Source organism: Amycolatopsis roodepoortensis (genome assembly GCF_024628825.1).
GTDB lineage: Bacteria > Actinomycetota > Actinomycetes > Mycobacteriales > Pseudonocardiaceae > Amycolatopsis > Amycolatopsis roodepoortensis.
In genome coordinates this window covers 897,123-920,558 of the sequence record NZ_CP102415.1, presented here as the reverse complement: position 1 = coordinate 920,558, position 23,436 = coordinate 897,123, and the positions used below count along the sequence as shown (strand labels likewise).

Sequence of the window (23,436 nt, the reverse complement as noted above, 5' to 3'; positions counted from 1 at the left end):
CCGGTCAGGCGGAAGGGCAGGGCCAAGCGAGCCGGACGACGGTCCCGGTCGGCGTGCTCGTCACCGTCGCCTCCGGCGCGAAGGCGCGGATGATCGGCAGGCCGCGGCCGCCGTCCGGGCGGCGTCCGTCGCGCCAGCGGCCCTCGTCGGCGACGCTGATCCTGACGTGACCGTCGTCGTGGGCGGCGGTCACCCGCATGACGTTGTCTTCGGTGCCGTCGGGATACGCGTGCTTGACGACGTTCGTCATCGCTTCGTAGGCGGTGAGCTTGAGATCTTCGGCCAGCTCCCGGGGAAGGCCCCGGCCGAGGGCCCATTTCGCCAGGAGGTCCCGTAACGCGGCCGCCTGTGCGGCGACCGCGGCGACCTCGAGGACCAGCTCGTCGGTGCCGTCGCGCACCGGCTCGTCGATCGGCATCACGGAGCTTCTCCTCGTCGTCCGCCGCGGTCCACGACCGCCGGATCCAACGACAAGGCTAAGGCACCGCCGGGCATCGGGACACGAGTGCCGCGCGAGCGGGCGGCTCCATCGGATATGTTCGAGACTGTCGCGTACCGATCGTGAGGGGTGGATGACGGTGACGAGCGGAGACGGCGAAACCCGGGAGGTCCCGTTCTCGGTGACCGTCGCCAGGCCCGATGGCGCCGAGGTCGTCATCGCGGTGGCGGGGGAGATCGACCTGACGACCTCCGAGGATCTCAAGGAGACCTTCGAGGACGCGCTGGAGCCCGCGCCGGGCAAGCTCGTGGTCGACCTCGAAGGCGTGGAGTTCTGCGATTCCACGGGTTTGGCGACCCTGGTCAGGATCAACGACCGGTGCAGCACGCAGGGGGTCGACCTCAGTTTCCTGCCGTCGCCCACGATCCGGCGGCTGGCTTCGAAGACGGGATTGTCCACGCTCCTGCCGCTCGCCGGATCCTGACCGGGCGGCGGCTCAGCGGTTCGGCACTTCGAGGATCGCGTGGTCGAGGTGCCGGTACACGGGGATATGGCTGTCGACGCCGAACAGCTGCAGCAGGCGCAGCACCGGCCGGGCGTCCGTGACCACGCCGGTCGTGCGGTTTTCTGAGCGGGCGCGGGCCGCGGCGGATTCGATGACCCGTAGCCCGGCGACACCGAGGAAGCCGACTTCGCTGAGGTCGAGCACCGTGGCGACGGGCAGGCGGCCCGAAAGGGCGCGTTCCAGCCGTCCCGCGGTGGCGAGGTCGATCTCCCCGGCCGCGGCGACGATGAGCAGGTCTTCGTTCCACCGGATCCGCTGAACCCGCAACAGGTTCTCGGCCGTGGGACGCGGGCGCGGAATGGTCAGGTGGAGGCCGGCGCGCACGGCGGGGCCGTCGCGGCTGCTCCGCGTGTAGGGAATGCGTTCGGTCATGATGCTGGCTCCCGGATAGCCGGGACGAAACGACAACGGGAAAGCCTGCACAACGGCTGCGCAAGTCAACTCGCCGCCGCGTCGCCCTGTGACAAGGTGCTGGGCCGCGGACATGCGGGTCGTTCGCGCGGGCTGGTGGACTCAACCTCACGTACTTCTCACCGTACGCCGCTCCTCGCGGCTGGCAAGACCATATGCGGTGAACGGCGGGATACATCCTCGTGCATGGTCACTCGCGTAACGCCTTTTCCCAGGCGAGGCCCCATTTTTCGAGCGGGTGCAACGCGTCGAGCAGTCGTTCGCCCAATGGTGTCAGGCGGTAACCCTCGCCGCCGGTCTCGACGATGCGGGCTTCGGTGAGCTCGGCGAGGCGGGTGGCGAGCACGCTCGAAGACATGAGTTCGCAGCGGCGCCGCAGTTCGCGGAAGCCGACGTCGCCCTGGCGCAGTTCCCAGATCACCCGCAGGGTCCACCGGCGTCCCAGCAGGTCGAGCGCGGCCATGAGCGGACGGCCGGTTTCGGAGCCGCGGACCGGCCGCCCGGGCCGCGGGATCGGTTCGCCGGGCATGGCACCCCCTTGTGCTTCGACTTTCGAAGCAGCATAGTGGTTCTGAAATCGAAGCACTGGAGGTGGTCATGGCCCGGATCGCGCCACTCGCCCCGCCGTACGAGGCGGACGTCGAACAAGCTCTCCGCAAGTGGATGCCGCCCGGGGTGGCGCGGGAGCCGCTGGCGCTCTTCCGCCTGCTGCAGCTCCATCCCGAGCTGGCGTCGCGGATGCGCGTCCTGGGCGCCGGTCTGCTCGCGCACGGCGGATTACCCGCGCTGGACCGGGAAATCGTCATCGCGCGGGTGACCGCCCGGTCCGGATGCCGCTACGAATGGGGTGTCCACGCCGCGGTTTTCGCGCCGGTGGTCGGTTTGACGCCGGAGCAGCTCGAAGCGACCGTGTCGGGTGACTCCGGGCATCCCGTCTGGTCGGAGCGGCATAGTGCGTTGATCCGCGCCGTCGACGAACTCCACGACACCGCAACGGTTTCCGCCGAGACGTGGGCCGCGCTCGCCGGGCACTTCCCGGCGCCACTGCTCTTGGAACTCCTCGTGCTGGCCGGCTGGTACCGGACGATCGCCAACGTCGCGAACGCGGTCGCGCTCGAAGAGGAGCCGTGGGCCGCCCCTTATCCCGGCCGCTAGGACCGGTGTGAGTCGATTTCCCTGGTGTCGTCCCGTTCCCGGCCCGAGGACTTCCAGGCGGCGAGACCGCAGAGGAGCGCCGCCGCGAAGCCGACCGCGCTGAGTGTCCCGGCCCGGACGGCACCGGTGCTGGCGAGCAGGTAGAGCTGGACCACGGCGGTGCACGCGTAGACGACCGCCAGACCCAGCCACAGCCGTTGCGGCATCATCCCCCGTCTCCGTTCGCTCGGTACGGGGTCAATCGCGGCGAGGCGGGATCGGGTTACAGGCTCCGGAAGAAGTCCGCCAGCCCGTCCCACGACTGTGCGCTCCGCCGCCGCTCCCACCACGTCCGGAACGGGGTCGACGCCATCGCGTGCCGCGTGTACGACGTCATCACCGCGCGGTACACGTTCTCCGCCTGGTCCCACGTCAGCCGTTCCTTGCGCCAGGCCAGCACCAGCCGCATCCGCATGGGGTCGCCCTTCAACGGCCGGACGACCATGCCGGGCAGTTCGGGCGCGGTGGGTTCGACGAGCTGCACCGCCTGCCCGGCGGCGATCAGGTGCCGTCCGCCGCCGTTCGGGCATTCGAACCGGATCCGCGGCGTGAACCCGGCGCGATGTGTCGCCGCGCGCAGCGACGTCAGCGAGCCGTCCTCGGGGCCGGGCGGCCCGATCCATGCTTCGTCGGCAAGGTCCGCCAGGTCGACTTCGAACCCGCCGGCGAGCGGGTGCTTCGCGGGGAGGCCGACGAACACGGGCACCCACGAGAACAGCACCCGGTGCCCGAGATGCTTCGCCAGCGGCACTTCCTGGTCGTCGGACATGGCGATGACGGCGATGTCGAGCGTCGCGCGGGCCAGCGCCTGCGCCAGCACCGTGCTGGAGGGTTCGACGTGGACGGTCACGTCCAGCCCCGGCAGCGCGTCGTCCAGCCGTTCGACGAAGGTGGGCAGACAGTCCATTTGGGACGATCCGAGCCGGACCGGTCCGTCGCCGAGCGCACCGAGGAGGTCGCTTTCGAACCGGTCGAACTCCACGAGCAGGGTCAGCGCCCGGCGCAACGTCTGCTCGCCGACCGGGGTCGGGGTCACGCCGGTATGGCTGCGGACGAACAGCGGCGCGCCGATCTGCCGTTCGAGCCGCTGGAGCAGCGAGGTCAGCGACGGCTGGGACATGCCCAGCGCGGCGGCCGCCTGCGAGAGGCTGCCCGCTTCGGCGATGGCGCAGATCGCCCGCAGGTGCCGGATCTCCAGGGCCATAGGCGGAGTCTATCGCCGCCGGTCATTACGGCCCGGCCGTTCGCGGTGCGAAGGTGCGGCCAGAACCGTGACTACCTGAAAGGGGAGCCGATGACCGGCGACCGAACCCGGCCGGATCTGCGCGCGCTGCTGGCCGCCAAAGGGTTCCGGAACTGGATCAGCGACGGGTGGGAGCCCGCCGACACCGCGGTGGACGTGCCGGCGGGTACCGCGGAGGCGGCCGCCGCCCATCGCGGCAGGCTGTCGGCGGAACTGCCCGGTCAGCGGATCGCGCTCGCGGCGGGCCGGGCCGTGGTGCGGTCCAACGACACCTTCCACGGCTTCCGCGCCGACAGCGACTTCGTCTGGCTCACCGGCTGCCAGCGTGAGGGCGCGATCCTCGTGATGACCCCGGCGGGGGACAGCCACCACGCCACGCTGTACGTCCCGCGGCCCGCCGAGGCGCACGAGCCCGACTTCGTCGGCGACGCCGACACCAGCCCGCTGTGGGTGGGCTCCGCCGCCGGACCGGCCGCGTATGAGAGCGCGCTCGGCATCGAATGCCGTCCGCTGGAGGACCTCCCGCACGGTTTGCGCGGACGGAATCCGAGCTTCCTGGTCGGTGCGGGGGTCGACCCCGCGCTCGACGCGTACCGCTTCGACCACAGCGAACGGCTCCGTACCGTCCTCGCGGAGCTCCGCCGGATCAAGGACGACTGGGAGATCGGCCAGTTGCGCGCCGCCGTCGACGCCACCGCCCTCGGGTTCGCCGACGTGTTGGCCGCGCTCCCGGAGGCGGTCCGCGGTGGCGGGGAACGCTGGCTTCAGGGCACCTTCGACCGCCGTGCCCGCACCGAGGGGACCGGACCGGGCTACACCTCCATCGTGGCGGCCGGACCGCACGCGCCGATCCTGCACTGGACGCGCTGCGACGGGCGGGTGACCGAGGACAGCCTCCTGCTGCTGGACGCCGGCGTCGAGGTGGATTCCTTGTACACGGCCGACATCACCCGCACCTTCCCGGTCGGCGGGGACTTCACGAAGGCGCAGCGCGACGTCTACGACCTCGTGCACAAGGCGCACGTCGCGGCGCTGGGCGAGGTCCGCCCCGGCCAGGACTACGGCGCGTTCCAGGCGACGGCGCTGCGCGTGCTCGCGGAGGGTCTGCACGATTGGGGCCTGCTCCCGGTGTCGGTGGACGAAGCGCTGTCGCCGGACGGGCAGCAGCACCGCCGGTACATCGTCTGCGGTACCGGCCATTTCCTCGGGCTCGACGTCCACGACTGCGCCGCCGCCCATCCGTCGGCGTACCGCGAGGGCACGCTCGCCGAGGGGATGGCGCTCGCGGTGGAACCCGGTCTGTACTTCCACGCCGGCGACCGCACCGTGCCGCCGGAGCTGCGCGGCCTCGGCGTCCGGATCGAGGACGACGTCGTGGTCACTCCAGCGGGGTACGACCTGCTCTCCGGCGGTTTCCCCTCGACCGCCGACGAGATCACCGCCTGGGTCCGGGCAGCCAGGGGGTGAAGGGCGGGCGAGGGGTAAGGCACGCTCTTGACCGTCCACAAGGGAGTTAGGGCCAAGGGTGTCTTTTGCACCTCTATGGGCACGGGTTTGCGTGTTCGGTGCTCACTTGTGCTGGCGGGGGTTGCGAAAGCCACTTTCGCAACCTCGGCGTGGGCGGGCCCGGTGCCACCCTGGCGAGCATGTCGCGAAAGCCACTTTCGAGACGTCTGATGTCCCGAAAGTGGCTTTCGCGACACCCCTCTCCGGGCCTCCACCGACCGGACCCGGGCCCGACAACGGCCTGGACCCAGTAGGTATCCAAGACACCCTTGGCTGGACCCATCGTTACCACTCACGACTCCCCTCGGAAACCGTGCCATTAGGCATTGATCAGGCATTTCACCGCACGAATATGTCCCTTGTGGACACACCCGGAGACCCCGGAGGGCCGCGGTCCGGCCCTCCGGGGTCCCCGTCAGTACCAGATCGTGTGCCCGGCGAGGATCCGCTCGGCGGCACCGGTCGTGGACAGGCCGACGGCCGGCCGGCCCACGGTGAAGTACTCGCGGAAGTCCTGGCTGAAGTGGCGGGTCATCAGCGCGATCGTGCGGTCCCAGTTCCCGCCGTCCGGACCGTCCGGCACCCACAGGTCCAGCAGCGACGAGCCGACCCGGCCCTGCACGGTGTCGCCGTCGTCCCAGCCGGGCGTCGGGCCGTCGTTCTCGAAGCTCACCGATGTCCCGTCATCACGGACGTAGCGGTAGTCGCCGAGCGCGTAGGCGGCGACGGCGTCGGCGAAACCTTCGGTCCACGCGCAGGATTCCGAGCTGTGCTTCTCGACGTAGTGCGGGTTGCAGTTGTCCACCACGGGGAAGTCGCGGCCGTAGAGCTGCCACTGGAGCCAGTGTCCCGCCTCGTGGAGGATGAGGTGCTTCGAGTCGGGCATCGACGCGCCGAGGAAGACGTAGTTCGTGTTCGGGTAGTCCCAGTAGCCGCCGTCGGCGACCTTCGGGTCCCAGACGAACGTGATCCGGTCGCAGCGGCCGTCGGACTGCCGCGCCGTCCAGCACGACGAGACCGGGTTGGCGCGTTTCCAATACAGGACGTTCAGCGTGTCCACGACCTTCCACGCCCGCTGCAGCGTCGAAGGCACCTTCACCGTGCCGAGGTCGACGGGGCCGGAGACGTTCGTGCGGCGCGCCGAGTCGAACGCGTAGTCGGTGGTGTCGTTCGCGGCCTTCACGACCCGCCACATCGAGGTGCTGCTCGACCGGAACCGCGCGTACGCCTCGGCGAGCGACGTGGTGTGGCAGGCGGTGAACCGGCCGTCGGACGCGCCGGTGATGCCGGCGGCGAGCCTGGTCGCCGTGCCGGAACCGGTGCGGCCCCACAGTTCCCAGTTCGCGTTCCGGGCCACCTGCGTGCGCAGCGGCTTGCTCGTCCCGGCTTCGGCGTCGTAGTGGTCGAAGGCGAGTGTGCCGGTGAGACAGGCGTTCGCGGCCGCCGTCGCCGGGGTGGCGGCGGTCGCGGTCAGTCCGAGGGTCGTGATGAGCACCCCGCCGAACGCCCGAAGTCGTCGGCCCGCGGATCTGCGGATCAGCTGCACGGGAATCTCCTCGCTGGAGGGAAACGACGGTGCGCCCGTGACCCTGTGTCGACGGTGACACACCGGTTGGTGATGGAGTTTCATCGCGATCCGCGCGGTCCACCATCGCGCCGCCCCATCGGCCGCGGCTATGCCCCCGGCGTCGGGAGGCGTGTCATGATGTCCGCGAACTCGATCGGCAAAGCGAACGAGGTCGTACGGTTCGACGAACGACAGGGGAGAAGCGGTGCAGGACGAGACGCCCTCGATCCGGGACATGCTGGCGGTCAACCTGCGCGCGGCCAGGGCGGCGCGGGGCATCTCGCTGTCGGAGCTCTCGCGGCGCTCGGGGATCGGCAAGGCGACGCTGTCGCAGCTGGAGTCCGGCGGTGGCAATCCGACCATCGAGACCGTGTTCAGCCTGTCCAGGGTGCTGGAGGTGGCGATCTCCGACCTGCTCGACCACCGGGCGGGCGGTGCGCTCACCGTGGTGCGCGGCGCCGACGTCGAGGTGCTCAGCGGCGAGGGAGTGGATCTCCGGCCGCTGCGGCGCATCGAGGCCGGTGACGGCGTCTTCGAGGTGTACGACCAGGTGGTGCGCGGGGACGCGCCGCAGCGTTCGCAGGGGCATGTCGGAGTCGAGCACACCGTCGTGCAGACCGGATCGCTGCTGGTCGAGGTGGCGGGGAAGACCGTCGAGGTCGGGCCCGGGGATTACGTGGCCTTCGACGCCCGTGAGCCGCATTGCTATACCGCTTCGGACGGCCCGGTGCACTCGGTGCTGCTGCTGCAGTACCGCGCCGACGAACGGCTCGACGGCAGGCCGCATCCGGTGCTGAAGGGCTGACCGCTCGCCGGGTATTGACACCCCTCCAGGACGGAACCTACGCTCCGAGCGTTCGCTTTACCGAACGCTGGAGGGTCGATGAACCGAACGCGCGTGGTCGTCCTCGGCGCGGGTATCGTCGGCGCCGCGTGCGCCCGTGAGCTGAGCCTGGCGGGTTTCGACGTCGTGGTCGTGGATCGCGGCCGTCCCGCCGGGGGAACCACTTCGCACGGCGAGGGCAACATCCTCGTCTCCGACAAGGGACCCGGCGCCGAACTCGAACTCGCCAAGCTGTCGACCGAGTTGTGGCCCCGGGTCGTCGCCGAGATCGCCGACGAGGACGCCCGCGCCGCCGCGGCGATCGAATACGACCCCAAGGGTGGCATCGTCGTCGCCACCACGGACGACGGAGCCCGCGCCCTCACCGCCTTCGCCGCGTCACAGCCCGGTGTTCGCGCGGAACCGTTGTCCCACAAGGAACTCGCCGACGCGGAGCCGGCGCTGACCCGTGAGGTGACCGCCGCGTTCCACTACCCGGAGGACGCGCAGGTCCAGCCCGCGGGCGCGGCGCTGGCCCTGCTGGGCTCCGCACTGCGTCACGGCGCCCGGCTGCGCTCCGGCACCGAAGTCGTCGGCGCGACCGTCCACAACGGACGGATAACCGGCGTCCGGGTGCCCGGTGAACTGATCGAGGCCGACGTCGTCGTGAACGCCGCGGGCCCGTGGGCGGGCCAGGTGTCGGCGCGTCTCGGCGCCGCGATCGCGGTCCGGCCCCGCCGCGGCGAGGTACTGGTGACCACGCCGATGCCCGGTGTCGTCCGGCACAAGGTGTACGACGCCGATTACGTCGGCGCGGTCGGTGCCGATTCGGGTGACCTGCAGACCTCCGCCGTCGTCGAGTCCACCTGGGGCGGCACCGTGCTGATCGGCTCGTCCCGCCGCCGGGTGGGGTTCGACGACGCGATCCGCCCGGACGTGCTGAGCGCCATCGCGGTCAAGGCGCTGCGCCTGTTCCCGGCGCTCGCCGACGTCGCGATCATGCGCGCGTACGGCGGCTTCCGGCCCTATGTCGACGATCACCTCCCGGTGCTCGGCGAGGATCCGCGGCTGGGGAATCTCTGGCACGCCACCGGGCACGAGGGCGCCGGGATCGGGCTGAGCGTCGGCACCGCCCGCCTGCTGCGCGAACTGCTCATCGGTTCGGAGCCGTCGATGCCCGTCGAAGAGTTCACTGTGGACCGTCCGGCCGTACTGGCGGAGGTGGCGGCGTGAGCGCATGGCTGCTGCCGCGCGATCGCGACCCGGTGGGCCGCACCGACCGGCCGATCCGGATCACCGTCGACGGCGAGCCCCTGACCGGGATCGCCGGGCAGAGCGTGGCGGGCGTGTTGCTCGCCGCGGGCCGGACCTCCTGGCGCACCACCCGGTCGGGGGCACCGCGCGGTGTGTTCTGCGGTATCGGCGCGTGCTTCGACTGCCTGCTCACGGTGAACGACGTGCCCGACGTCCGCGCCTGCCGCCGCCCGGCCGCGGACGGGGACGAGATCCGCACCCAGTCCCGGGAGGAGACCGCGTGAACGTGGTGATCGTCGGCGCCGGGCCCGCCGGGCTCGCGGCGGCCGAACACGCGCTGCGGGCCGGTGCCCGGGTCACGGTGCTGGACCAGGCGGACACCCCTGGCGGGCAGTACCACCGGATGCTTCCCGGGGCGTACGCGGCGCGGCGTCCGGAGCGGGTCCAGCACGGGTGGGCGGAGTTCGACCGGCGGCGCCGGGTGCTTTCGCATCCGCGATGCCGGTGGTGGCCCGGCTCCACCGTCTGGGCGTTCGACCGCACGGAGAAGACGGTGCACGTCCTGCGGGGACCGTCCGATGGCTCCGGACGCGAGCGGCTGACCCTCGTCCCGGACGCGCTGATCCTGGCGACCGGCGCGCACGATCGCACCCTGCCGTTCCCCGGCTGGGAACTGCCCGGCGTGTACACCGCGGGCGCGGCGCAGGCGCTGGCGAAGGGGGAGCGGGTCGCGATCGGCGAGCGGGTGCTCGTCGCCGGGGCCGGGCCGTTCCTGCTGCCGGTCGCGGAATCGTTGCTGGGCGTCGGGGCCGAGGTGGTCGCGGTACTGGAGGCGAATCCGGTCGGGACCGTCCGAAAAGGATGGTCGTCCCGCCCGTGGCGCCTCGCCGCCCAGGCGGGGAAGGCGGGTGAACTGGCGCGGTACGCCGCGACGCTGGCCCGGCATCGGGTCCCGTACCGGGTGGGCCGGGTGGTGATCGAGGCGCGCGGCGCGGACCGCGTCCGCGAGGTCGTGACCGCGAAGGTCCGCGCCGACTGGTCGGTCGTTCCGGGCACCGAGCGCACCTACGAGGTCGACGCGGTCTGCGTCGGACACGGCTTCGTCCCGCAGCCGGAATTGGCCGTCGCCGCGGGCTGCGCGCTGCACGAGGGGTTCGTGCGGGTCGACGCCGCGCAACGGACCACAGTGGACGGTGTCTTCGCCGCGGGTGAGATCACCGGGATCGGCGGCGCGGTCACGGCGGCGGCCGAGGGAGCGGTGGCCGGCTGCGTCGCGGCCGGGGCCGAGCCGTCGCCAGGGTTGATCCGCGCCCGCGACCGGGCGCTGGCCTTCGCCGAACGCCTCGCCACGGCCCACCCCATCGGCGCGGCCTGGAAAGGCTGGCTGCGCGAAGACACGATCGTCTGCCGCTGTGAGGAGACGACGTACGGCGAACTGACGCGTGCGGCCGAGGACACGGTCTGTCCCGGCCCGCACGCCCTGAAACTCGGCACCCGGGCCGGCCTCGGCCCGTGCCAGGGCCGCATCTGCGGTCCGACCGTGTCCGAACTCTGTGGTGGTACCGAACGGCACCACCGCCCGATCGTCCAGCCGATCCGGCTGGGCGAACTCGCCGCCCGAACCGAAGGAGAACCTGGATGAGCACCCCCGACCTCGGTGGCGTCGTCGTCGCGACCGCACTCCCGTACCGGGCGGACGCGTCGGCCCCCGCCGGGCTGGCCGTGGACTACGACGCCTACGCCGCGCACTGCCGGTGGCTGGTCGACAACGGCTGCCGGGGCGTCGGCCCGAACGGCTCGCTCGGCGAATACTCGTCGCTGACCGACGAGGAACGCCGTCGCGTCGCCCGCACCGCGATCGAAACCGTCGGTGACGACGGGATCGTCGTCGTCGGCGTGCACGGGCCCGGCTCGCATCAGGCCAGGTACTGGGCCGAGGTAGCGGCCGAGGACGGTGCCGACGGTCTGCTGTGCCTGCCGCCCACGATGTACCGCGCGAACCGCGGCGAGGTGCTCGCGCATTTCGAAGCGGTGGCGTCGGTCGGGCTGCCGGTGATGGTCTACAACAACCCCATCGACACCAAGGTCGACCTCACGCCGGCGCTGCTCGCCGAGATCGCGCGGATCGACAACGTGGTCGCGGTCAAGGAGTTCTCCGGCGACGTTCGGCGGGTGCTGGAGATCCGCGAGCAGGCGCCCGGCCTGGACGTGATCAGCGGCGCGGACGACGTCGTGCTGGAAAGCCTCTTGATGGGGGCGACCGGCTGGTTCGCCGGATTCCCCAACGTGTTCCCCGCCGAGTCGGTGCGCCTGTTCGACCTGGCGCGGGCCGGCAAGCTCGACGAGGCGAGGGCGCTCTACGAACCGCTGGTCGCCGCGTTCCGCTGGGATTCGCGCACCGAGTTCGTCCAGGCGATCAAACTCGGGATGGACCTCGTCGGCCGCTACGGCGGGCCGTGCCGTCCGCCGCGAGGGCCGCTGACCGAGGAACACCGCGAGCAGGTCACCGCCGACATGCGCCGCGCCCTCGCCTCGCTGGGGGTGGAGTAGGTGCGGTCGATCCGGTCGATCACCGCCGTCGACTCCCATACCGAGGGCATGCCGACCCGGGTGGTGACCGGCGGGGTCGGCGTCATCCCCGGCGACACGATGGCCGACCGCCGCCGGTACTTCATGGAGAACCTGGACCACCTGCGGCAGTTCCTGATGAACGAGCCGCGCGGCCATTCGGCGATGAGCGGCGCGATCCTGCAGCCGCCCGCGCGGCCGGACGCCGACTGGGGCGTGGTGTACATCGAGGTGTCCGGCTGCCTGCCGATGTGCGGGCACGGCACGATCGGCGTGGCGACCGTGCTGGTGGAGACCGGCATGGTCGAGGTGACCGAACCGAAGACCGTCGTACGGCTGGACACCCCGGCCGGGCTCGTGCACGCCGAGGTCGAGGTCCGGGACGGCCGCGCGGTCCGCGTCAAGCTCCGCAACGTCGCGTCGTTCCTCGCCGAGCGGGACGCCGTGGTCGAGGTGCCCGGCCTCGGCGAGGTGCGGTACGACCTGGCCTACGGTGGCAACTTCTACGCCATCCTCGAACTGTCCCAAGTGGACATCCCGTTCGACAGAGCGGAGAGGGACCGGATCCTCGCCGCGGGGCTGGACATCATGGCGGCGATCAACGACCAGCGGCAGCCGAAGCATCCCGCCGATCCGCTGATCGGCGGCTGCAAGCACGTCCAGTTCCTCGCGCCGGGTTCGGACGCGCGGTCGTCGCGGAACGCGATGGCGATCCATCCCGGCTGGTTCGACCGGTCGCCGTGCGGCACCGGCACTTCGGCGCGGATGGCCCAGCTCCACGCCCGAGGCGAGCTGCCGCTGCACACGCCGTTCGAGAACAGCTCGTTCATCGGCACCACCTTCACCGGCGAGCTCGTCGCCGAGACCACCGTCGGCGGTGTTCCCGCCGTGGTGCCGGAGTTCTCCGGACGTGCGTGGATCACCGGCAACGCCACTTATCTGCTCGACCCGGACGACCCGTTCCCCGCGGGCTTCGTGCTCTGACGGGTTCTCCGGCGGCGCCTGTGCCGCGAAAGCCCTTTTCGCGACACGGCGTCGCACTGTCCACAAGGGAGCGATCGCGGGCTCGGCTTCGATTCCGGGAACCTGGAGAGGAAGGAAGTATGAAGCAGATCGAGAGGGCGGCGGACATCGCCGCCGAATGGGCCGCCGTTTCGCCGAAGACCCGCACGGCGGTGATCACCGGCGTGGCCGATGCGCTGGACGCGGCCGGGCCGTCCCTGATCGAGATCGCCGACGCCGAGACCCGGCTGGGGACGAAGCGGTTGACCGGCGAGCTGGCCCGCACGACGTTCCAACTGCGGTTGCTCGCGGCCGAAAGCGGCTCGTACTACGACGTCCGGATCGACCGGGCCGATCCGGCGTGGCCGCCCGGCCCCCGGCCGGAGCTGCGCCGGTACCGCACCGCCGTCGGCCCGGTCCTGGTGTTCGCCGCGAGCAACTTCCCGTTCGCGTTCAGCGTGGCGGGCGGGGACACCGCGTCGGCGTGGGTGGCAGGCTGCCCGGTGGTCGTCAAGGCTCACCCCGGCCATCCGGAGCTGTCCCGCAGGACGGCTTCGGTCGTGGTGGAAGCCCTCGGCCGGTGGGGCGCGCTCCTGGGCCTCGTCGAAGGAGAAGCCGCCGGCGTGGAGGCGCTGCGTCATCCGGCGATCGCGGCGGCCGCGTTCACCGGGTCGGTGGCGGGTGGGCTCGCGCTGGCACGGATCGCGGCCGAGCGGCCGGTTCCGATCCCGTTCCACGGTGAGCTCGGCAGCGTCAACCCGGTGATCGTCCTGCCCGGCGCGGCACGGTCGCGGGCGGAGGAGCTCGCGGCGGGGTACGCCGGTTCGCTGACGCTGGGCAACGGCCAGTTCTGCACGAATCCCGGGCTGGTGTTCGTGCCGTCGGACAGCCCGTTCGTGGACCTCGCCGCCGAGCGGTTGCGCGAGGTCCCGGCAGCGCCGTTCTTGAACGACCGCATCGCGTCCGGATTCCAGACCGGCGCGGCACGGTTGGCCGCGATCCCGGGAATGCGCGAAGTCGTCCAGGCTCCCGGTGCGCAGCTGCTCGAAGTCGCTTTGGAGGACTTCGTGCCGGAAGTGGCCGAAGAGTGTTTCGGCCCGCTGGGCGTCGTGGTGCGATACTCGCGCCTCTCCGACGTCCTGCCGGTGCTGGCGGCCTTGCCCGGTCAGCTCACGACGACCGTGCACGCGTCACCCGAAGAGGCGTCCGACGTCGAGGCGCTGCGCCCGGTGCTGGCCTGCCGCAGCGGGCGGATCCTGTGGGGCGGCTGGCCGACGGGGGTCGCGGTGACGGCCGCGATGCAGCACGGCGGACCGTTCCCGGCGACGACGTCACCGGCGTCGACCTCGGTCGGAACCGCGGCGGTGGACCGCTTCCTGCGGCCGGTGTCCTATCAGGACTGGCCGTCGCACCTGCTGCCGGAGCCGCTGCGGGACGACAACCCGTGGGACGTCCCGCAGCGCATCTCCTGACCTGCGTTTCGTCCTCTGAATGCGGTACTTGCACGCGCAAGTACCGCGAGCAGAGGACGAAACGCGTCAGGGGGAGACCACGGTCCCGCCCTGCACGACGTACCGGAACTTCTCCGGCTCGGCCAGGACCCCGATGTCCTCCAGCGGATCCCGGTCGACGACCACCAGGTCCGCGTGCGCGCCCGGCGCCAGCGTGCCGATCTCGCCGGTCAGGTTCAGCAGGTCCGCGGCCACCGACGTCGCGGAGCGGACCACCTCCAGCGCGGACTGGACCTCGCCGCGCAGCCGGAACTCGTGGTTCTGGTGCCGGTGCATCCCGCCGAGCAGATCGCTGCCGTACACGATCTTCACGCCGCCCCTGGCGGCCTTCTCGAGGGCGGCCATGCCCGCGCCGAGCACCTCGTCGACCTTGCGCCAGCTGGATTCCGGCAGCCCGTGCTCACGCCCTTCCTCCTTCAGCGCCCAATACGTGACCAGGGTGGGCACGACGTACGCGTCGTGCCGGAGGAACAGTTCGACGCTGAGGTCGTCGATCAGGTTGCCGTGCTCGATCGACCGCACGCCCAGTTCCAGCGCGCGGTTCACCGCGCGGGCGGTGTAGGCGTGGGCGGCGACGTAACGGTTGGCCGACTCCGCCTCCTCGACGATGGCGCGCAACTCCTCGGCGGAGTACTGCGTCGAGTCGATCCGGTCGGTGGGGGAGGCGACGCCGCCGGAGGCCATCACCTTGATGTGGTGCGCGCCCTTGCGCAGTTCGTCGCGCGCCGCCGCGCGGACCGCGTCGACCCCGTCGGCGACCCGGCCGAGGCCGGCGCAGCACGGGTGATCGTCGCTGACGTTGGCGCCGCGAGTCCGGCTGTCGCCGTGCCCGCCGGTCTGGCTCAGCGCCCGGCCGCAGAACAACAGGCGCGGACCGCGGAACAAGCCCTCGGCTTGGGCGTCGGCGAGGCCGTAGTCGGCGCCGGAGGCGTCACGGACCGTCGTGAAGCCCCGGTCCAGCATCCGGCTCATGGTGCGGGCGCTGTGCGCGGCCACGTAGGACGGTGACGACGCGGGCAGTGACCCGAGATCCGCGGTCGACGCGGTGACATGCACGTGGGCGTCGACGAGCCCCGGCAGCACGAACGCGCCGCGCAGGTCCTCGGTCCGCGCGTCGTCCGCGGTGAGCCCGGCACCGATCTCGACGATCCGGCCGTCGGCGCACCGGAGGTCTCCCTCGGTGTACTCGCCGCTGACGGGGTCGAGCAGGCGGGCGTTACGCAGCAGCAGTGATCCGTTCATCGGGTCTCCTCCAGGAGCTCGCGCAGGGCTGGGACCGCCAACGGTGCCAGGGATCGGGCGGTCGCGACGGACTCGTCGTCGTAGTTGCCCTCCGCGTCGAGGAGGTTGAGGACGCCGAGCGTGCGGCCGTCGTCCACCACCGGCACGTTGATCACCGCGCCGCAGCCGAGGCTGTCGATGAGTTCGTGGTCGGCGAAGATCTCCCGCACCGCCGCGCGGTCCGGGCCGAAGAAGGGCTCCTGGCCGGTGATGCACCGCTCCAGCCAGCCGGCGGCCACCTCGACGGTCTTCTCGCCGCCGATCGGGTATTCGACGGGGTGGCTGCTGTACACGCGCCGCAGCGCCCGCCGTTCGGGCACCCAGGCCAGGACGGTGAACAGCCGTACGCCGATCGTGGCTCGGGTCTTGTCCTCCACAGTGGACAGCGACACGGTCACTTCGTCATCTCCTTCGCGGTTTTCACGGGCGCGCCGTGTTCGGTCAGTTCTTCCAGCGACCGGCCGGCGGTGGATAGGCCGAACACGGCCACGACCACCACCCCGGCCACCAGGACGGCGGTGGTCATGCCGAAGACGCCGGCGAAGCCGAGGCTCGCCGCGGACAGGCCGATGATCGTCGGGGCGAGGATGCTGCCGACCCGGCCGAACGCGCTCGACAGCCCGGTCCCGCTGGCGCGGATCCAGGTCGGGAACACCTCGGGGGTGTAGGAGTACACGCCGGCGTAGGTGCCGTTGAGGAAGAACGACAGCACCGCCCCGGCGAGGGTGATCGACCACGGCGCGTCCATCTGGCTCAGCCAGAACGCGCTCACCGCGGACCCGGCGAGGTACAGCGCGATGGTGTGCTTGCGGTCGAGCCGCTCCGACAGCCACGCGGCGGAGAAGTATCCGGGGATCTGCGCCAGGTAGATGATGATGGAGAACTCGAAGCTCTTGGTCACCGTGATACCGCGGTCGACGAGCAGCGTCGGGATCCAGGAGAAGAAGCCGTAGTAGGAGAACGTGATCACGAACCACACGGTCCAGATCACCGCGGTGCGGCGTGCCATCGCCGGGCTCCACAAGAACTTCAGGGCGCTGAGGAGATTGACCTTCGGGGTCTCCGTCGCGGGCTGGGCGTCGGCCGCCGCGACGGCGGGAAGTGCTTGCCCCGTCGCCTTTTCGACGTCCCGCTCCAGTTTCGTGACGATCTTCTCGGCCTCGGCATGACGTCCGTTCGCGACCAGGAACCTCGGTGATTCGGGCAGCGAGCGGCGCCACCACAGCAGCATGACGATCGGCAGCGCGGTGATCAGCTGCGCGACCCGCCAGCCCTCCGGCACCGTCGGGACGACGAACCGGCCGATCAGCGCGGCCATGACGAACCCGAACGAGAAGAATCCGGCCAGCGCGCCGACGAACCAGCCGCGGCGTTTGGCGGGGACGAACTCCGACAGGAACGGTGCGATGATCGCGCTTTCGGCTCCCGCGCCGGCCCCGGCCAGCACCCTGGCGCCCAGGAAGACCTCATAGTTGGGGGAGAAGGCGGCGACCACCGAGAACACCGCGTAGAAGGCCAGGGCGTACATCATGACCTTCTTGCGGCCGATGCGGTCGCCCAGCAGCCCGGCGGCGATCGCGCCGAAGAGGAAGCCGAACGGCGTCGCCGAACCGATCAGCCCGAGCTGGCCGTTGTCGAGGCCCCAGGCGGCTTTCGCGCTCGGCAGCAGGAACGCGACGACGGCGGAGTCCATCCCGTCGAAGGTGTAACCGAGCCCGCCGATCAGCAGGAGTTTGTAATGGGGACGGCTCAGCGGGAGCCGGTCCAGTCGTGCCAGAAGCGTCATGGGGAACGCCTTCCGTGGTTCGGGCGACGAGGAGTCACGAGAGTGCGGACAACGTATACTGCGTTTCGACAAAACTGCAATGGTTGTTGCAAGTGGTCCGCCGGGCACGATGCGTTACCGTGACGCCGTCGAGGGAGGGTGCGCGTGACAGGGACGGGAACCGACGACGGTTTCGAGGCGTGGCTTCGGGATCGCACACCGGAGCGCGGCCTGCGGCCGAAGGCGGCCGCCGTGCTCGAAGTGCTGGTCTCGCAACCGCGGCGGGCGTCGTTCGGCTCGACGGCCGAGCTCGCCCAGCTCGCCGGGGTCAACGTCGCCACCGTCACCCGGACGGCGCAGGCGCTGGGGTTCGCCGGATGGCCGGCACTGCAACAGGAGTTGCGGGCGCGGTACATGTCGTCGCTGAGCGCGCCACAGGTGGCCGAGGAACACCGGGACGTCGACTCGCCGGGGTCGGCGTCGCTGCGCCGCGACCTCGACAGCCTCGCCCTGCTCAACCGGCGCGTCGCCGAGGACGAGATCCGCAACGTCGCGGAGGCCGTCGCCGGGGCGCGCCGCACGGTCGTGATCGCCGACGGCAGCTACGCCGCGGTCGGGATCGCGTTCGCGCACAACGCCCGGCTCGCCGGATACGACGTCCACGCGATCACGGCCGGTGACGCCGAACTCGCCAACGCCACGGCGAAACTGACGTCCGAAGACGTGCTCATCGCGATCAGCTTCTGGCGGCTGTACGAAAGCACGGTGCTCGCCGCGAACGAGGCCAAGGCCAGGGGAGCGCGGGCCTTCGCGATCACCGACGCGGCCAGTCCCGCGCTGGCGGCCGCGGTCGAACAGGTGCTGATGGTGCCCGCCGAGGGCGTGACCTTCTTCCCGTCGCTGACCGCGGGAATGAGCCTGGTGCAGGCGATCGTCGCGCAGCTCGCCGCCGTCGATCCCGTCCGCACCGGCGAGTCCATCGAGGCGGCCGAGGCCATGTGGTCGCGGTTCGACCTGCTGCACCGCCGCCCGGGATCGGCCGATCGGACAGTGCCGAAAAGGCCGACCGGTCGAGGCGTCTCCGCCGGATGACCGATCCGCCGCCACCGGGCGGAAGGCGATCCTGGTTCCAGGCCGCCGGAGGAGGCGGCAAGGGGACCGAGGAGGCCGAAATGACGATCATCGCGACCGTGGGCGCATACGCCGGGCTCGCCCTGCTGGCGTTGATGGCGGTGACCCCGCTGCTGGTCGAACTCGATCAGCGCTTCCCGGTCACCCGCCGCGCGACGGCGGCCGAACGGGAACGCCGGATGCCCGCCGGGCTCGCTTCGGCGTGACGCAGAGCACAGATTCACGCGAGGCCTACCTCACGTGAGTGATTAGGGCTCCGCCAATTCGTAACTTTGTGTCGCGCTATGGAACGCTCTGTGACGTGACCGTGGATTTCTGCACCAACGCCCAGCCCTCCGACACCTTCGCGGAGTTCCGGAGGAACGTCGACGAACTGACCCAGGCGTTCATCGACGCCTGCCGTCAGGGCCGTACGCCGGGCGACGCTTCTCTCGACCTGCTGCAGCGGGTCCATCGCGAAGACCGCAACTGGGTCGTCGTCCACCTGACCTTCGCCATCGCCGCGCTCGCGCATCAGCGAACGCTCGTCCCGGCCGACTCCGTCACCCGCCCAGGTGGTGTGGCGGGTGCGCCGGAGCGCGCGTTGTTAGCTTCCGCGAGTGACTGATCCGACCATCTCCGCGGTCATCGCGGTGTTCGCGGGCTGCGTGCTCGCGGGTCTCCTGGCCGTCCCGTACATCGCCGCGAGTTACCGGCGCCGCGGGGAGCTCGGGCTCTGGCGGGTCCTGCTGGTGTTCGGGTTCCTGGTCTACGCCATGTCGCTGTGGACGTACACGTTGCTCCCCATCCCGGAGACGACGACGTGCGCCGGGCACGCGGCCGGTCAGCTGCAACTGCGTCCGTTCCAGTTCGTCGCCGACATCCGCCGCGAACAGACTGGCGCGGGCCTGCGGGCGTTCCTGCGCAATCCGGCCGTCCAGCAGGCGGTGTTCAACGTCGCCTTGTTCGTGCCGCTGGGGATGTTCGTGCGGCACCTCTTCCGGCGCGGTTTCGCGGCCACCGTCGCGATCGGCTTCGCCGTCTCGCTGTTCATCGAGTGCACGCAGCTGACCGGGGTCTGGTTCCTGTTCGAGTGCCCGTACCGGCTGGCCGACGTCGACGATCTGCTGACCAACACCCTCGGCGCCGCCGTCGGTTTCGGCCTCGCACCGCTGTTGCGGCTGCTGCCGGGGAACGAGCCTTCCGCGCCGCCGGGGACGCCGCGGCCGGTCACCGCGCGCCGCCGTCTGCTCGGGATGGCCGTCGACGTCGTCTCGGTCGTGCTGCTCGGTACCACCGTCGGGATCGTGACGACCCTGATCGCCGGCGAACCGAACACCGTGGTGACCGCGCTCATCGGTACTTTCCTGCCCGCCCTGCTCCTGTTGTTCGTCGTTCCCGTCGCGGGCAACGGCGCCAGCTTCGGCCAGCGGGTCGTGTTGCTGCGTCCCGCCGGGCCGGACGGCGGAAAGCCCGCCCTGTGGCGGATGGCCGTACGGTTCCTCGCCGGTTCCGGCGGCTATTTCACGCTGCTCACCTTGGCGTCGGTGGCCAACGGCGGGTTCGAGCCGCTGGCGAACCTGCTGTTCTTCGCCAGCGGGATCCTCGCTTTCCGGCCCGAAGGTCACCAGGGACTGTCCGGCCTGATCGCAGGCCTGCGGGTGGCCGACGCGCGGGCCCTCGACGACGAGACCGAGCCGAGCCTCGTGAGTGATAAGGACGGTTAGGGCCACGCTTTGGTACCTACTGTGCCGTGCACGGAAGGGCGCTTTCGCGTGATCAGCTGGACGACTCGCGTGATCCGGCGGACGGCTCGTGGTGTAACCCCTGCCGCGGTCGTGTCGTCCATCCAGTCACGCGTGTCGTCCGCCGGATCACGCGTGTCGTCCGCCCAGTCACGTGACATCGCCGGTACCGCTCCGGCGAGCATGTCGCGAAAGCCACTTTCGAGACGTCTGGTGTCCCGAAAGTGGCTTTCGCGACCCGCCTCCAGAACCCGCGGGCGCTCAGGAGACCCCGGCCTGATAGCGCCACCCGATCGGGTCGACCCTGCGGGTCCCGCGCGTCATTGCGCCTGGCAGGACGCGCGGGCCGGAACACTCGCCCGGTGGACGTGGAGTCGATGGACGAAGTGGCCGACTGCCTGCTGTCGGTGGCCTGGAACATCTTCCCGCTGATGGGGAAACCTCCCGCGAGCCCGGGGGACCGGCCGGGGGAGATCCGGCCCCTCCTCGTCGACGCCTGCCACGACGCCGGGATGCGAGCCCGGGAATGGGCCGCGGAGCACGGGGCTGGAACCGAGGACGACCGCCGCCCCTTCCTGCGGTTGGCGGAGGTCGGAACGGACGCGAACCTGTTGCTGGGCATGGTTTCGGGCACGCTGGTGGCCGATCACGAGCGGATCCGCCGCCGCTGGGCCGAGATCGAGACGCTGGCCGCCGAGGCCGTCGAGCTCGCCCGCCTGATCAAGGGGCGGCCGGTGGGCCGGCCACCCCTCGCCATGGGAGATCAGTCCTTTTCGAGCGTCAGGTCGTAGCGGTCGAGCACCTCCTTGACGGGCTGGAAGAACGTGGTGCCGCCCTCGTCGCAGTCACCGGAACCGCCCGAGGTCATACCCTGCGCCTGCACGAGTTTCGTGCCGGAACCCGACGACGGACGGCTGACGAACGAGCCACCGGAGTCGCCGGGTTCGGCGCACGCGTCGGTCTGGGTGAGGCCCCGCACGATGTTCCCGTTGCCGTAGTTCACCGTCTGGTCCAGCGCTTCGACCCGCCCGCAGTGCCAGTGGGTGGTGATCCCGGACCGGCAGATCCGGCCGCCGACGCCGACCACGTCGGCACCCTCGATCCGCACGTCGGACCCGTCCTCGTACCGGTCGACCCGGGGCGGGGTCGAGACGTCGGAGTGGGTCACCTTGACCGTGCCGTAGTCGTTGCCGGGGAAGGAGGACCTCGCGACCTTGCCGATCGTGCCGCCGGTGCCCCGCACGGTCCCGCCGAGTTCGGTGCAATGGCCCGCGGTGATCACGTAATGATCATCGTCGTCGTAGGCGTTGAACCCGACCGAACAGGCACCGCCGTCGAAGTACAGGCCTTGCCCGCCGACCACGCTCCACAATGGACGCGGCGCGCTCTTCACGTGTTCCACCCGGACCGGGACCCCGGCGGAGGCTGCCCACGCCAGTCCGGCGGGATCGCCGCCCACCACGCTGACCACGACGTCGTTCGACGGCACGTCCACGTACCAGCCGGCCACCGAACCTGGCAGGCCGGCGGTTCTGTTGTCCAATGTGGACTGGATCTGCTTCAGTCCGGCGGCGCTGTGCCGGAGTACCTTCGGGATCGCGCCCGCGGCGCGGATCCGGGAAGACCGGCCCGCGTCGGTGGTGCCGACGATCAGCTCGCCGGTCGTGGTGTCCAGCCAGGAGCCGGCGAACGCGGCGCCGAGCGAGGTGCCGAGTTCCTGCTGGGCGGCGGCCACCGTGGCCGGGCCCGCCGCTTCGGTCAGCACCGATGGCGCAGCCGAAGCCGGTGCCGCGAAGGCGGTGACGGCTGTCGCGGCGCCGATCAGGACGGTCAGGGTGCGCAGAGGACGTCGGATCACGAAAACCTCCATGGGGTGCACGGAATTCGGTGCGAGGTGAGTACGGTGATCGACGTTACGCACACGCGGCCCCGGCCGAATGCCGCCATTTGAGTAGCGCTGGGAATTCGCCTTTCCGGCTCAGCGGAATGGCGGCTCCTCACTCGTGTGAGTGGAGACTGCGCGATTTACCGTCCCCGATTCGCCGACCGGCGAACGACGGTCAGCGACGTGCGTACGCCCGTTCGGGCAATGGCCTTTCCGGACCGGAAAACGATTGTCACCTGATGGTGTCCGAGCTGAACCCGTTCGTCCGCATCGGTGACGAACGCGTTTCCTTCACCAGCAGGAAACGAGCCCGGCCGTGAACATCAGGCCGACGGTGAGCAAGGGCGCGGCGAACAACGCCAGCGCCCCGCCCGCGACGGCACGCACCCGGTCCGGGAAGCGCGCCGGGCCGCCCGCGTGCCGGGTCAGCCAGCGCAACCGGAGCGCGGTGTCGCCGCCGGCCGCGTGGATCGACAACAACGCCGAACGCACGGTCTCCGGCCCGTGCCCCGCCGCGGCAGCCCGGTCGGCGGCCAGTTCGACGAGCAGCCGGACCGCGCCGGGGAGTTCGCGCATCAGCGGGACGAACCGCAGTACGCGGCCGAGTGTTTCGGCGCATCCGGAAAGAAAGTGGTGCCTGCCGCGCAGATGCGCGCGTTCGTGGGCCAGCACCGCGTCGAGTTCGCGGGGCGAAAGCCTGCCTGCCAGGCCGTGGCTCGCGACGATCAGGCCGTCGCGGCCGCCGAGGCTGTAGGCGATCGGGCGGTCGTCGGGCAGCCACAGCGTCGGCCCCGGCCGGGCGCCCGACAACCGGAGCACGTCGAGATGGCGCCGGTGCAGCAGCGTGCTGCGTTTCCGGCGGCGGGCGGTGGACACGGCGAGCCTCGCCGCCCCGATCGCGACGGCGGTGACCGCGAAAGTGCCGGCGAGCGGATCGAGGCCGGGCAGGCCGCTGTGGCCGACGGCCGCCCAGCACTCGTGGAGGATCCGCGTGATGGCCCCGGCGGGCCCGTGGTCGGGCAGGGCGAGGAGCAGGACGGCGACGAGGGTGCCGACGAGGACGCCGAGCGCGGTCAGCAGCCACCACGCGAGCGCCGTGCCGGGGCTGATCCCGCCCGCGGTCAGCCTGCCGAGCAGCCGGGGTGAGCACCAGCCGATCACCACCACGCCGAACAGGAGCACCGCCGCCAGGATCATCGCTTGCCGGGCTTCCGTCGCAAGGCGCGCCGCAGGATGTCCGACTCCTCTTCGGTGACCGAGCGCGCGAAATGCAGCAGCACCGATTCACGGTCGTCGGAGGCGTCGAGGATTTCCCGCAGACTTTGCGCGGTCGCCTCCTCGCGGGTCGCCACGGCGCGGTAGCGGTAGGCGCGATTCTCCATTTCGCGCTCCACCCATTCCTTGCGGTGCAGATTGTCCAGCACCGTCATCACCGTGGTGTAGGCGAGGTCGCGGTCCCGGTTGATCGCCTCGAGGACCTGGCGCACCCGCAGGGGTTCCGCCGCGTCCCAGAGCACGTCCATCACCGACGCTTCGAGCTCGCCCAGCCGTTGCATGACACCTCCGC

27 protein-coding genes are annotated in these 23,436 nt (G+C 71.0%); 15 read left to right on the top strand and 12 right to left on the bottom strand.

All coding sequences use genetic code 11. From position 1 onward, the window contains the following. Positions 1 to 4 precede the first annotated feature (4 nt). Positions 5 to 418, bottom strand: a complete 414-nt coding sequence (locus NQK81_RS04505) for an ATP-binding protein (protein WP_126732166.1) — start codon at positions 416 to 418, stop codon at positions 5 to 7. A gap of 154 nt (positions 419 to 572) precedes the next feature. On the opposite strand from NQK81_RS04505, the gene NQK81_RS04500 reads away from it, so the two are divergent. Next, on the top strand, positions 573 to 923 hold the full coding sequence (locus NQK81_RS04500) for an STAS domain-containing protein (protein WP_126732165.1): 351 nt from the start codon (positions 573 to 575) through the stop codon (positions 921 to 923). A 12-nt stretch (positions 924 to 935) separates the two neighbouring features. Here NQK81_RS04500 and NQK81_RS04495 read toward each other — a convergent pair whose 3' ends face one another. Then, positions 936 to 1,376: an STAS domain-containing protein gene (locus NQK81_RS04495; protein WP_257487157.1), complete on the bottom strand. Its 441-nt coding sequence runs from the start codon at positions 1,374 to 1,376 to the stop codon at positions 936 to 938. A gap of 229 nt (positions 1,377 to 1,605) precedes the next feature. Beyond that, positions 1,606 to 1,944, bottom strand: coding sequence for a winged helix-turn-helix transcriptional regulator (locus NQK81_RS04490; RefSeq protein ID WP_126732163.1), 339 nt, complete (start codon positions 1,942 to 1,944; stop codon positions 1,606 to 1,608). A 68-nt stretch (positions 1,945 to 2,012) separates the two neighbouring features. Here NQK81_RS04490 and NQK81_RS04485 point away from each other — a divergent pair, with 68 nt between their 5' ends. Further along, positions 2,013 to 2,570: a carboxymuconolactone decarboxylase family protein gene (locus tag NQK81_RS04485; protein WP_257487156.1), complete on the top strand. Its 558-nt coding sequence runs from the start codon at positions 2,013 to 2,015 to the stop codon at positions 2,568 to 2,570. Here NQK81_RS04485 and NQK81_RS04480 read toward each other — a convergent pair. Both NQK81_RS04480 and NQK81_RS04475 read right to left on the bottom strand, forming a co-directional pair. Next, entirely contained in the window at positions 2,567 to 2,779 is a 213-nt protein-coding gene (locus NQK81_RS04480) for a hypothetical protein (RefSeq protein WP_257487155.1), read from the bottom strand. The genes NQK81_RS04485 and NQK81_RS04480 overlap by 4 nt on opposite strands. 53 nt (positions 2,780 to 2,832) lie before the next feature. Further along, entirely contained in the window at positions 2,833 to 3,813 is a 981-nt protein-coding gene (locus NQK81_RS04475) for a LysR family transcriptional regulator (protein ID WP_126732160.1), read from the bottom strand. Between the two features lie 90 nt (positions 3,814 to 3,903). On the opposite strand from NQK81_RS04475, the gene NQK81_RS04470 reads away from it, so the two are divergent. Then, on the top strand, positions 3,904 to 5,319 hold the full coding sequence (locus NQK81_RS04470) for an aminopeptidase P family protein (RefSeq protein ID WP_257487154.1): 1,416 nt from the start codon (positions 3,904 to 3,906) through the stop codon (positions 5,317 to 5,319). Between the two features lie 454 nt (positions 5,320 to 5,773). Here the strand turns inward: NQK81_RS04470 and NQK81_RS04465 are convergent, their stop codons facing one another. Then, entirely contained in the window at positions 5,774 to 6,904 is a 1,131-nt protein-coding gene (locus NQK81_RS04465; RefSeq protein WP_257487153.1) for a metalloprotease, read from the bottom strand. A gap of 226 nt (positions 6,905 to 7,130) precedes the next feature. On the opposite strand from NQK81_RS04465, the gene NQK81_RS04460 reads away from it, so the two are divergent. The 7 genes from NQK81_RS04460 to NQK81_RS04430 all read left to right on the top strand — a co-directional run bounded on the left by NQK81_RS04460 (position 7,131) and on the right by NQK81_RS04430 (position 14,044). Continuing rightward, positions 7,131 to 7,730 carry a helix-turn-helix domain-containing protein gene (locus NQK81_RS04460; RefSeq protein WP_257487152.1) on the top strand — a complete coding sequence of 200 codons (600 nt, stop codon included), beginning with the start codon at positions 7,131 to 7,133 and terminating at the stop codon, positions 7,728 to 7,730. Positions 7,731 to 7,808: 78 nt separating this feature from the next. Then, a complete protein-coding gene (locus NQK81_RS04455) occupies positions 7,809 to 8,981 on the top strand; it encodes an NAD(P)/FAD-dependent oxidoreductase (RefSeq protein ID WP_257487151.1) in 1,173 nt (390 codons plus the stop codon). After that, positions 8,978 to 9,286 carry a (2Fe-2S)-binding protein gene (locus NQK81_RS04450; RefSeq protein ID WP_185927040.1) on the top strand — a complete coding sequence of 103 codons (309 nt, stop codon included), beginning with the start codon at positions 8,978 to 8,980 and terminating at the stop codon, positions 9,284 to 9,286. The genes NQK81_RS04455 and NQK81_RS04450 overlap by 4 nt, the downstream gene beginning before the upstream one ends. Then, complete coding sequence (locus NQK81_RS04445; RefSeq protein ID WP_257487150.1) at positions 9,283 to 10,644, top strand: FAD/NAD(P)-dependent oxidoreductase; 1,362 nt, start codon at positions 9,283 to 9,285, stop codon at positions 10,642 to 10,644. Before NQK81_RS04450 ends, NQK81_RS04445 begins: the two co-directional genes overlap by 4 nt. Then, the gene (locus NQK81_RS04440) at positions 10,641 to 11,552 is read left to right on the top strand and encodes a dihydrodipicolinate synthase family protein (RefSeq protein WP_257487149.1); all 912 of its coding nucleotides are present in this window, start codon (positions 10,641 to 10,643) and stop codon (positions 11,550 to 11,552) included. The genes NQK81_RS04445 and NQK81_RS04440 overlap by 4 nt, the downstream gene beginning before the upstream one ends. After that, the gene (locus tag NQK81_RS04435; protein WP_257487148.1) at positions 11,553 to 12,554 is read left to right on the top strand and encodes a proline racemase family protein; all 1,002 of its coding nucleotides are present in this window, start codon (positions 11,553 to 11,555) and stop codon (positions 12,552 to 12,554) included. 119 nt (positions 12,555 to 12,673) lie between these two features. Then, complete coding sequence (locus NQK81_RS04430; RefSeq protein WP_257487147.1) at positions 12,674 to 14,044, top strand: aldehyde dehydrogenase (NADP(+)); 1,371 nt, start codon at positions 12,674 to 12,676, stop codon at positions 14,042 to 14,044. A 66-nt stretch (positions 14,045 to 14,110) separates the two neighbouring features. Here the strand turns inward: NQK81_RS04430 and NQK81_RS04425 are convergent, their stop codons facing one another. Genes NQK81_RS04425 through NQK81_RS04415 form a run of 3 tightly spaced genes read right to left on the bottom strand, consistent with a single transcriptional unit; the run spans position 14,111 to position 17,150 of the window. Next, positions 14,111 to 15,325 carry a metal-dependent hydrolase family protein gene (locus tag NQK81_RS04425; protein WP_257487146.1) on the bottom strand — a complete coding sequence of 405 codons (1,215 nt, stop codon included), beginning with the start codon at positions 15,323 to 15,325 and terminating at the stop codon, positions 14,111 to 14,113. Next, positions 15,322 to 15,762 carry a GAF domain-containing protein gene (locus NQK81_RS04420; protein WP_257487145.1) on the bottom strand — a complete coding sequence of 147 codons (441 nt, stop codon included), beginning with the start codon at positions 15,760 to 15,762 and terminating at the stop codon, positions 15,322 to 15,324. Before NQK81_RS04420 ends, NQK81_RS04425 begins: the two co-directional genes overlap by 4 nt. Continuing rightward, positions 15,759 to 17,150, bottom strand: a complete 1,392-nt coding sequence (locus NQK81_RS04415; protein WP_257487144.1) for an MFS transporter — start codon at positions 17,148 to 17,150, stop codon at positions 15,759 to 15,761. The genes NQK81_RS04420 and NQK81_RS04415 overlap by 4 nt, the downstream gene beginning before the upstream one ends. 144 nt (positions 17,151 to 17,294) lie before the next feature. Here NQK81_RS04415 and NQK81_RS04410 point away from each other — a divergent pair, with 144 nt between their 5' ends. From NQK81_RS04410 to NQK81_RS04390, 5 genes are all read left to right on the top strand, one after another. Further along, on the top strand, positions 17,295 to 18,221 hold the full coding sequence (locus NQK81_RS04410) for a MurR/RpiR family transcriptional regulator (protein WP_125678451.1): 927 nt from the start codon (positions 17,295 to 17,297) through the stop codon (positions 18,219 to 18,221). A gap of 80 nt (positions 18,222 to 18,301) precedes the next feature. Then, positions 18,302 to 18,466 (top strand): hypothetical protein, encoded by a 165-nt coding sequence (locus NQK81_RS04405; RefSeq protein ID WP_257487143.1) that lies wholly within the window; start codon positions 18,302 to 18,304, stop codon positions 18,464 to 18,466. A gap of 95 nt (positions 18,467 to 18,561) precedes the next feature. After that, entirely contained in the window at positions 18,562 to 18,867 is a 306-nt protein-coding gene (locus tag NQK81_RS04400; protein WP_257487142.1) for a hypothetical protein, read from the top strand. Continuing rightward, positions 18,860 to 19,966 carry a VanZ family protein gene (locus NQK81_RS04395; protein ID WP_257487141.1) on the top strand — a complete coding sequence of 369 codons (1,107 nt, stop codon included), beginning with the start codon at positions 18,860 to 18,862 and terminating at the stop codon, positions 19,964 to 19,966. The genes NQK81_RS04400 and NQK81_RS04395 overlap by 8 nt, the downstream gene beginning before the upstream one ends. Before the next feature lie 380 nt (positions 19,967 to 20,346). Beyond that, the gene (locus NQK81_RS04390) at positions 20,347 to 20,775 is read left to right on the top strand and encodes a hypothetical protein (RefSeq protein WP_257487140.1); all 429 of its coding nucleotides are present in this window, start codon (positions 20,347 to 20,349) and stop codon (positions 20,773 to 20,775) included. On the opposite strand, the gene NQK81_RS04385 is transcribed toward NQK81_RS04390, so the two are convergent. The 3 genes from NQK81_RS04385 to NQK81_RS04375 form a co-directional block, all read right to left on the bottom strand. Beyond that, on the bottom strand, positions 20,748 to 21,842 hold the full coding sequence (locus NQK81_RS04385; RefSeq protein WP_257487139.1) for a S1 family peptidase: 1,095 nt from the start codon (positions 21,840 to 21,842) through the stop codon (positions 20,748 to 20,750). The two genes, NQK81_RS04390 and NQK81_RS04385, sit on opposite strands and share 28 nt — an antisense overlap. A 318-nt stretch (positions 21,843 to 22,160) precedes the next feature. Continuing rightward, positions 22,161 to 23,066, bottom strand: coding sequence for a M56 family metallopeptidase (locus NQK81_RS04380; protein WP_257487138.1), 906 nt, complete (start codon positions 23,064 to 23,066; stop codon positions 22,161 to 22,163). Next, positions 23,063 to 23,425, bottom strand: a complete 363-nt coding sequence (locus NQK81_RS04375; protein WP_192744547.1) for a BlaI/MecI/CopY family transcriptional regulator — start codon at positions 23,423 to 23,425, stop codon at positions 23,063 to 23,065. The genes NQK81_RS04380 and NQK81_RS04375 overlap by 4 nt, the downstream gene beginning before the upstream one ends. Positions 23,426 to 23,436: the final 11 nt, after the last annotated feature.

Coding starts and splice junctions, on each gene's coding strand:
- NQK81_RS04440 (WP_257487149.1), top strand. CDS start 10,641: ATGAGCACCCCCGACCTCGGTGGCGTCGTCGTCGCGACCGCACTCCCG.
- NQK81_RS04375 (WP_192744547.1), bottom strand. CDS start 23,425: ATGCAACGGCTGGGCGAGCTCGAAGCGTCGGTGATGGACGTGCTCTGG.
- NQK81_RS04490 (WP_126732163.1), bottom strand. CDS start 1,944: ATGCCCGGCGAACCGATCCCGCGGCCCGGGCGGCCGGTCCGCGGCTCC.
- NQK81_RS04425 (WP_257487146.1), bottom strand. CDS start 15,325: ATGAACGGATCACTGCTGCTGCGTAACGCCCGCCTGCTCGACCCCGTC.
- NQK81_RS04505 (WP_126732166.1), bottom strand. CDS start 418: ATGCCGATCGACGAGCCGGTGCGCGACGGCACCGACGAGCTGGTCCTC.
- NQK81_RS04475 (WP_126732160.1), bottom strand. CDS start 3,813: ATGGCCCTGGAGATCCGGCACCTGCGGGCGATCTGCGCCATCGCCGAA.
- NQK81_RS04380 (WP_257487138.1), bottom strand. CDS start 23,066: ATGATCCTGGCGGCGGTGCTCCTGTTCGGCGTGGTGGTGATCGGCTGG.
- NQK81_RS04405 (WP_257487143.1), top strand. CDS start 18,302: ATGACGATCATCGCGACCGTGGGCGCATACGCCGGGCTCGCCCTGCTG.
- NQK81_RS04415 (WP_257487144.1), bottom strand. CDS start 17,150: ATGACGCTTCTGGCACGACTGGACCGGCTCCCGCTGAGCCGTCCCCAT.
- NQK81_RS04455 (WP_257487151.1), top strand. CDS start 7,809: ATGAACCGAACGCGCGTGGTCGTCCTCGGCGCGGGTATCGTCGGCGCC.
- NQK81_RS04500 (WP_126732165.1), top strand. CDS start 573: ATGACGGTGACGAGCGGAGACGGCGAAACCCGGGAGGTCCCGTTCTCG.
- NQK81_RS04480 (WP_257487155.1), bottom strand. CDS start 2,779: ATGATGCCGCAACGGCTGTGGCTGGGTCTGGCGGTCGTCTACGCGTGC.
- NQK81_RS04430 (WP_257487147.1), top strand. CDS start 12,674: ATGAAGCAGATCGAGAGGGCGGCGGACATCGCCGCCGAATGGGCCGCC.
- NQK81_RS04470 (WP_257487154.1), top strand. CDS start 3,904: ATGACCGGCGACCGAACCCGGCCGGATCTGCGCGCGCTGCTGGCCGCC.
- NQK81_RS04495 (WP_257487157.1), bottom strand. CDS start 1,376: ATGACCGAACGCATTCCCTACACGCGGAGCAGCCGCGACGGCCCCGCC.
- NQK81_RS04485 (WP_257487156.1), top strand. CDS start 2,013: ATGGCCCGGATCGCGCCACTCGCCCCGCCGTACGAGGCGGACGTCGAA.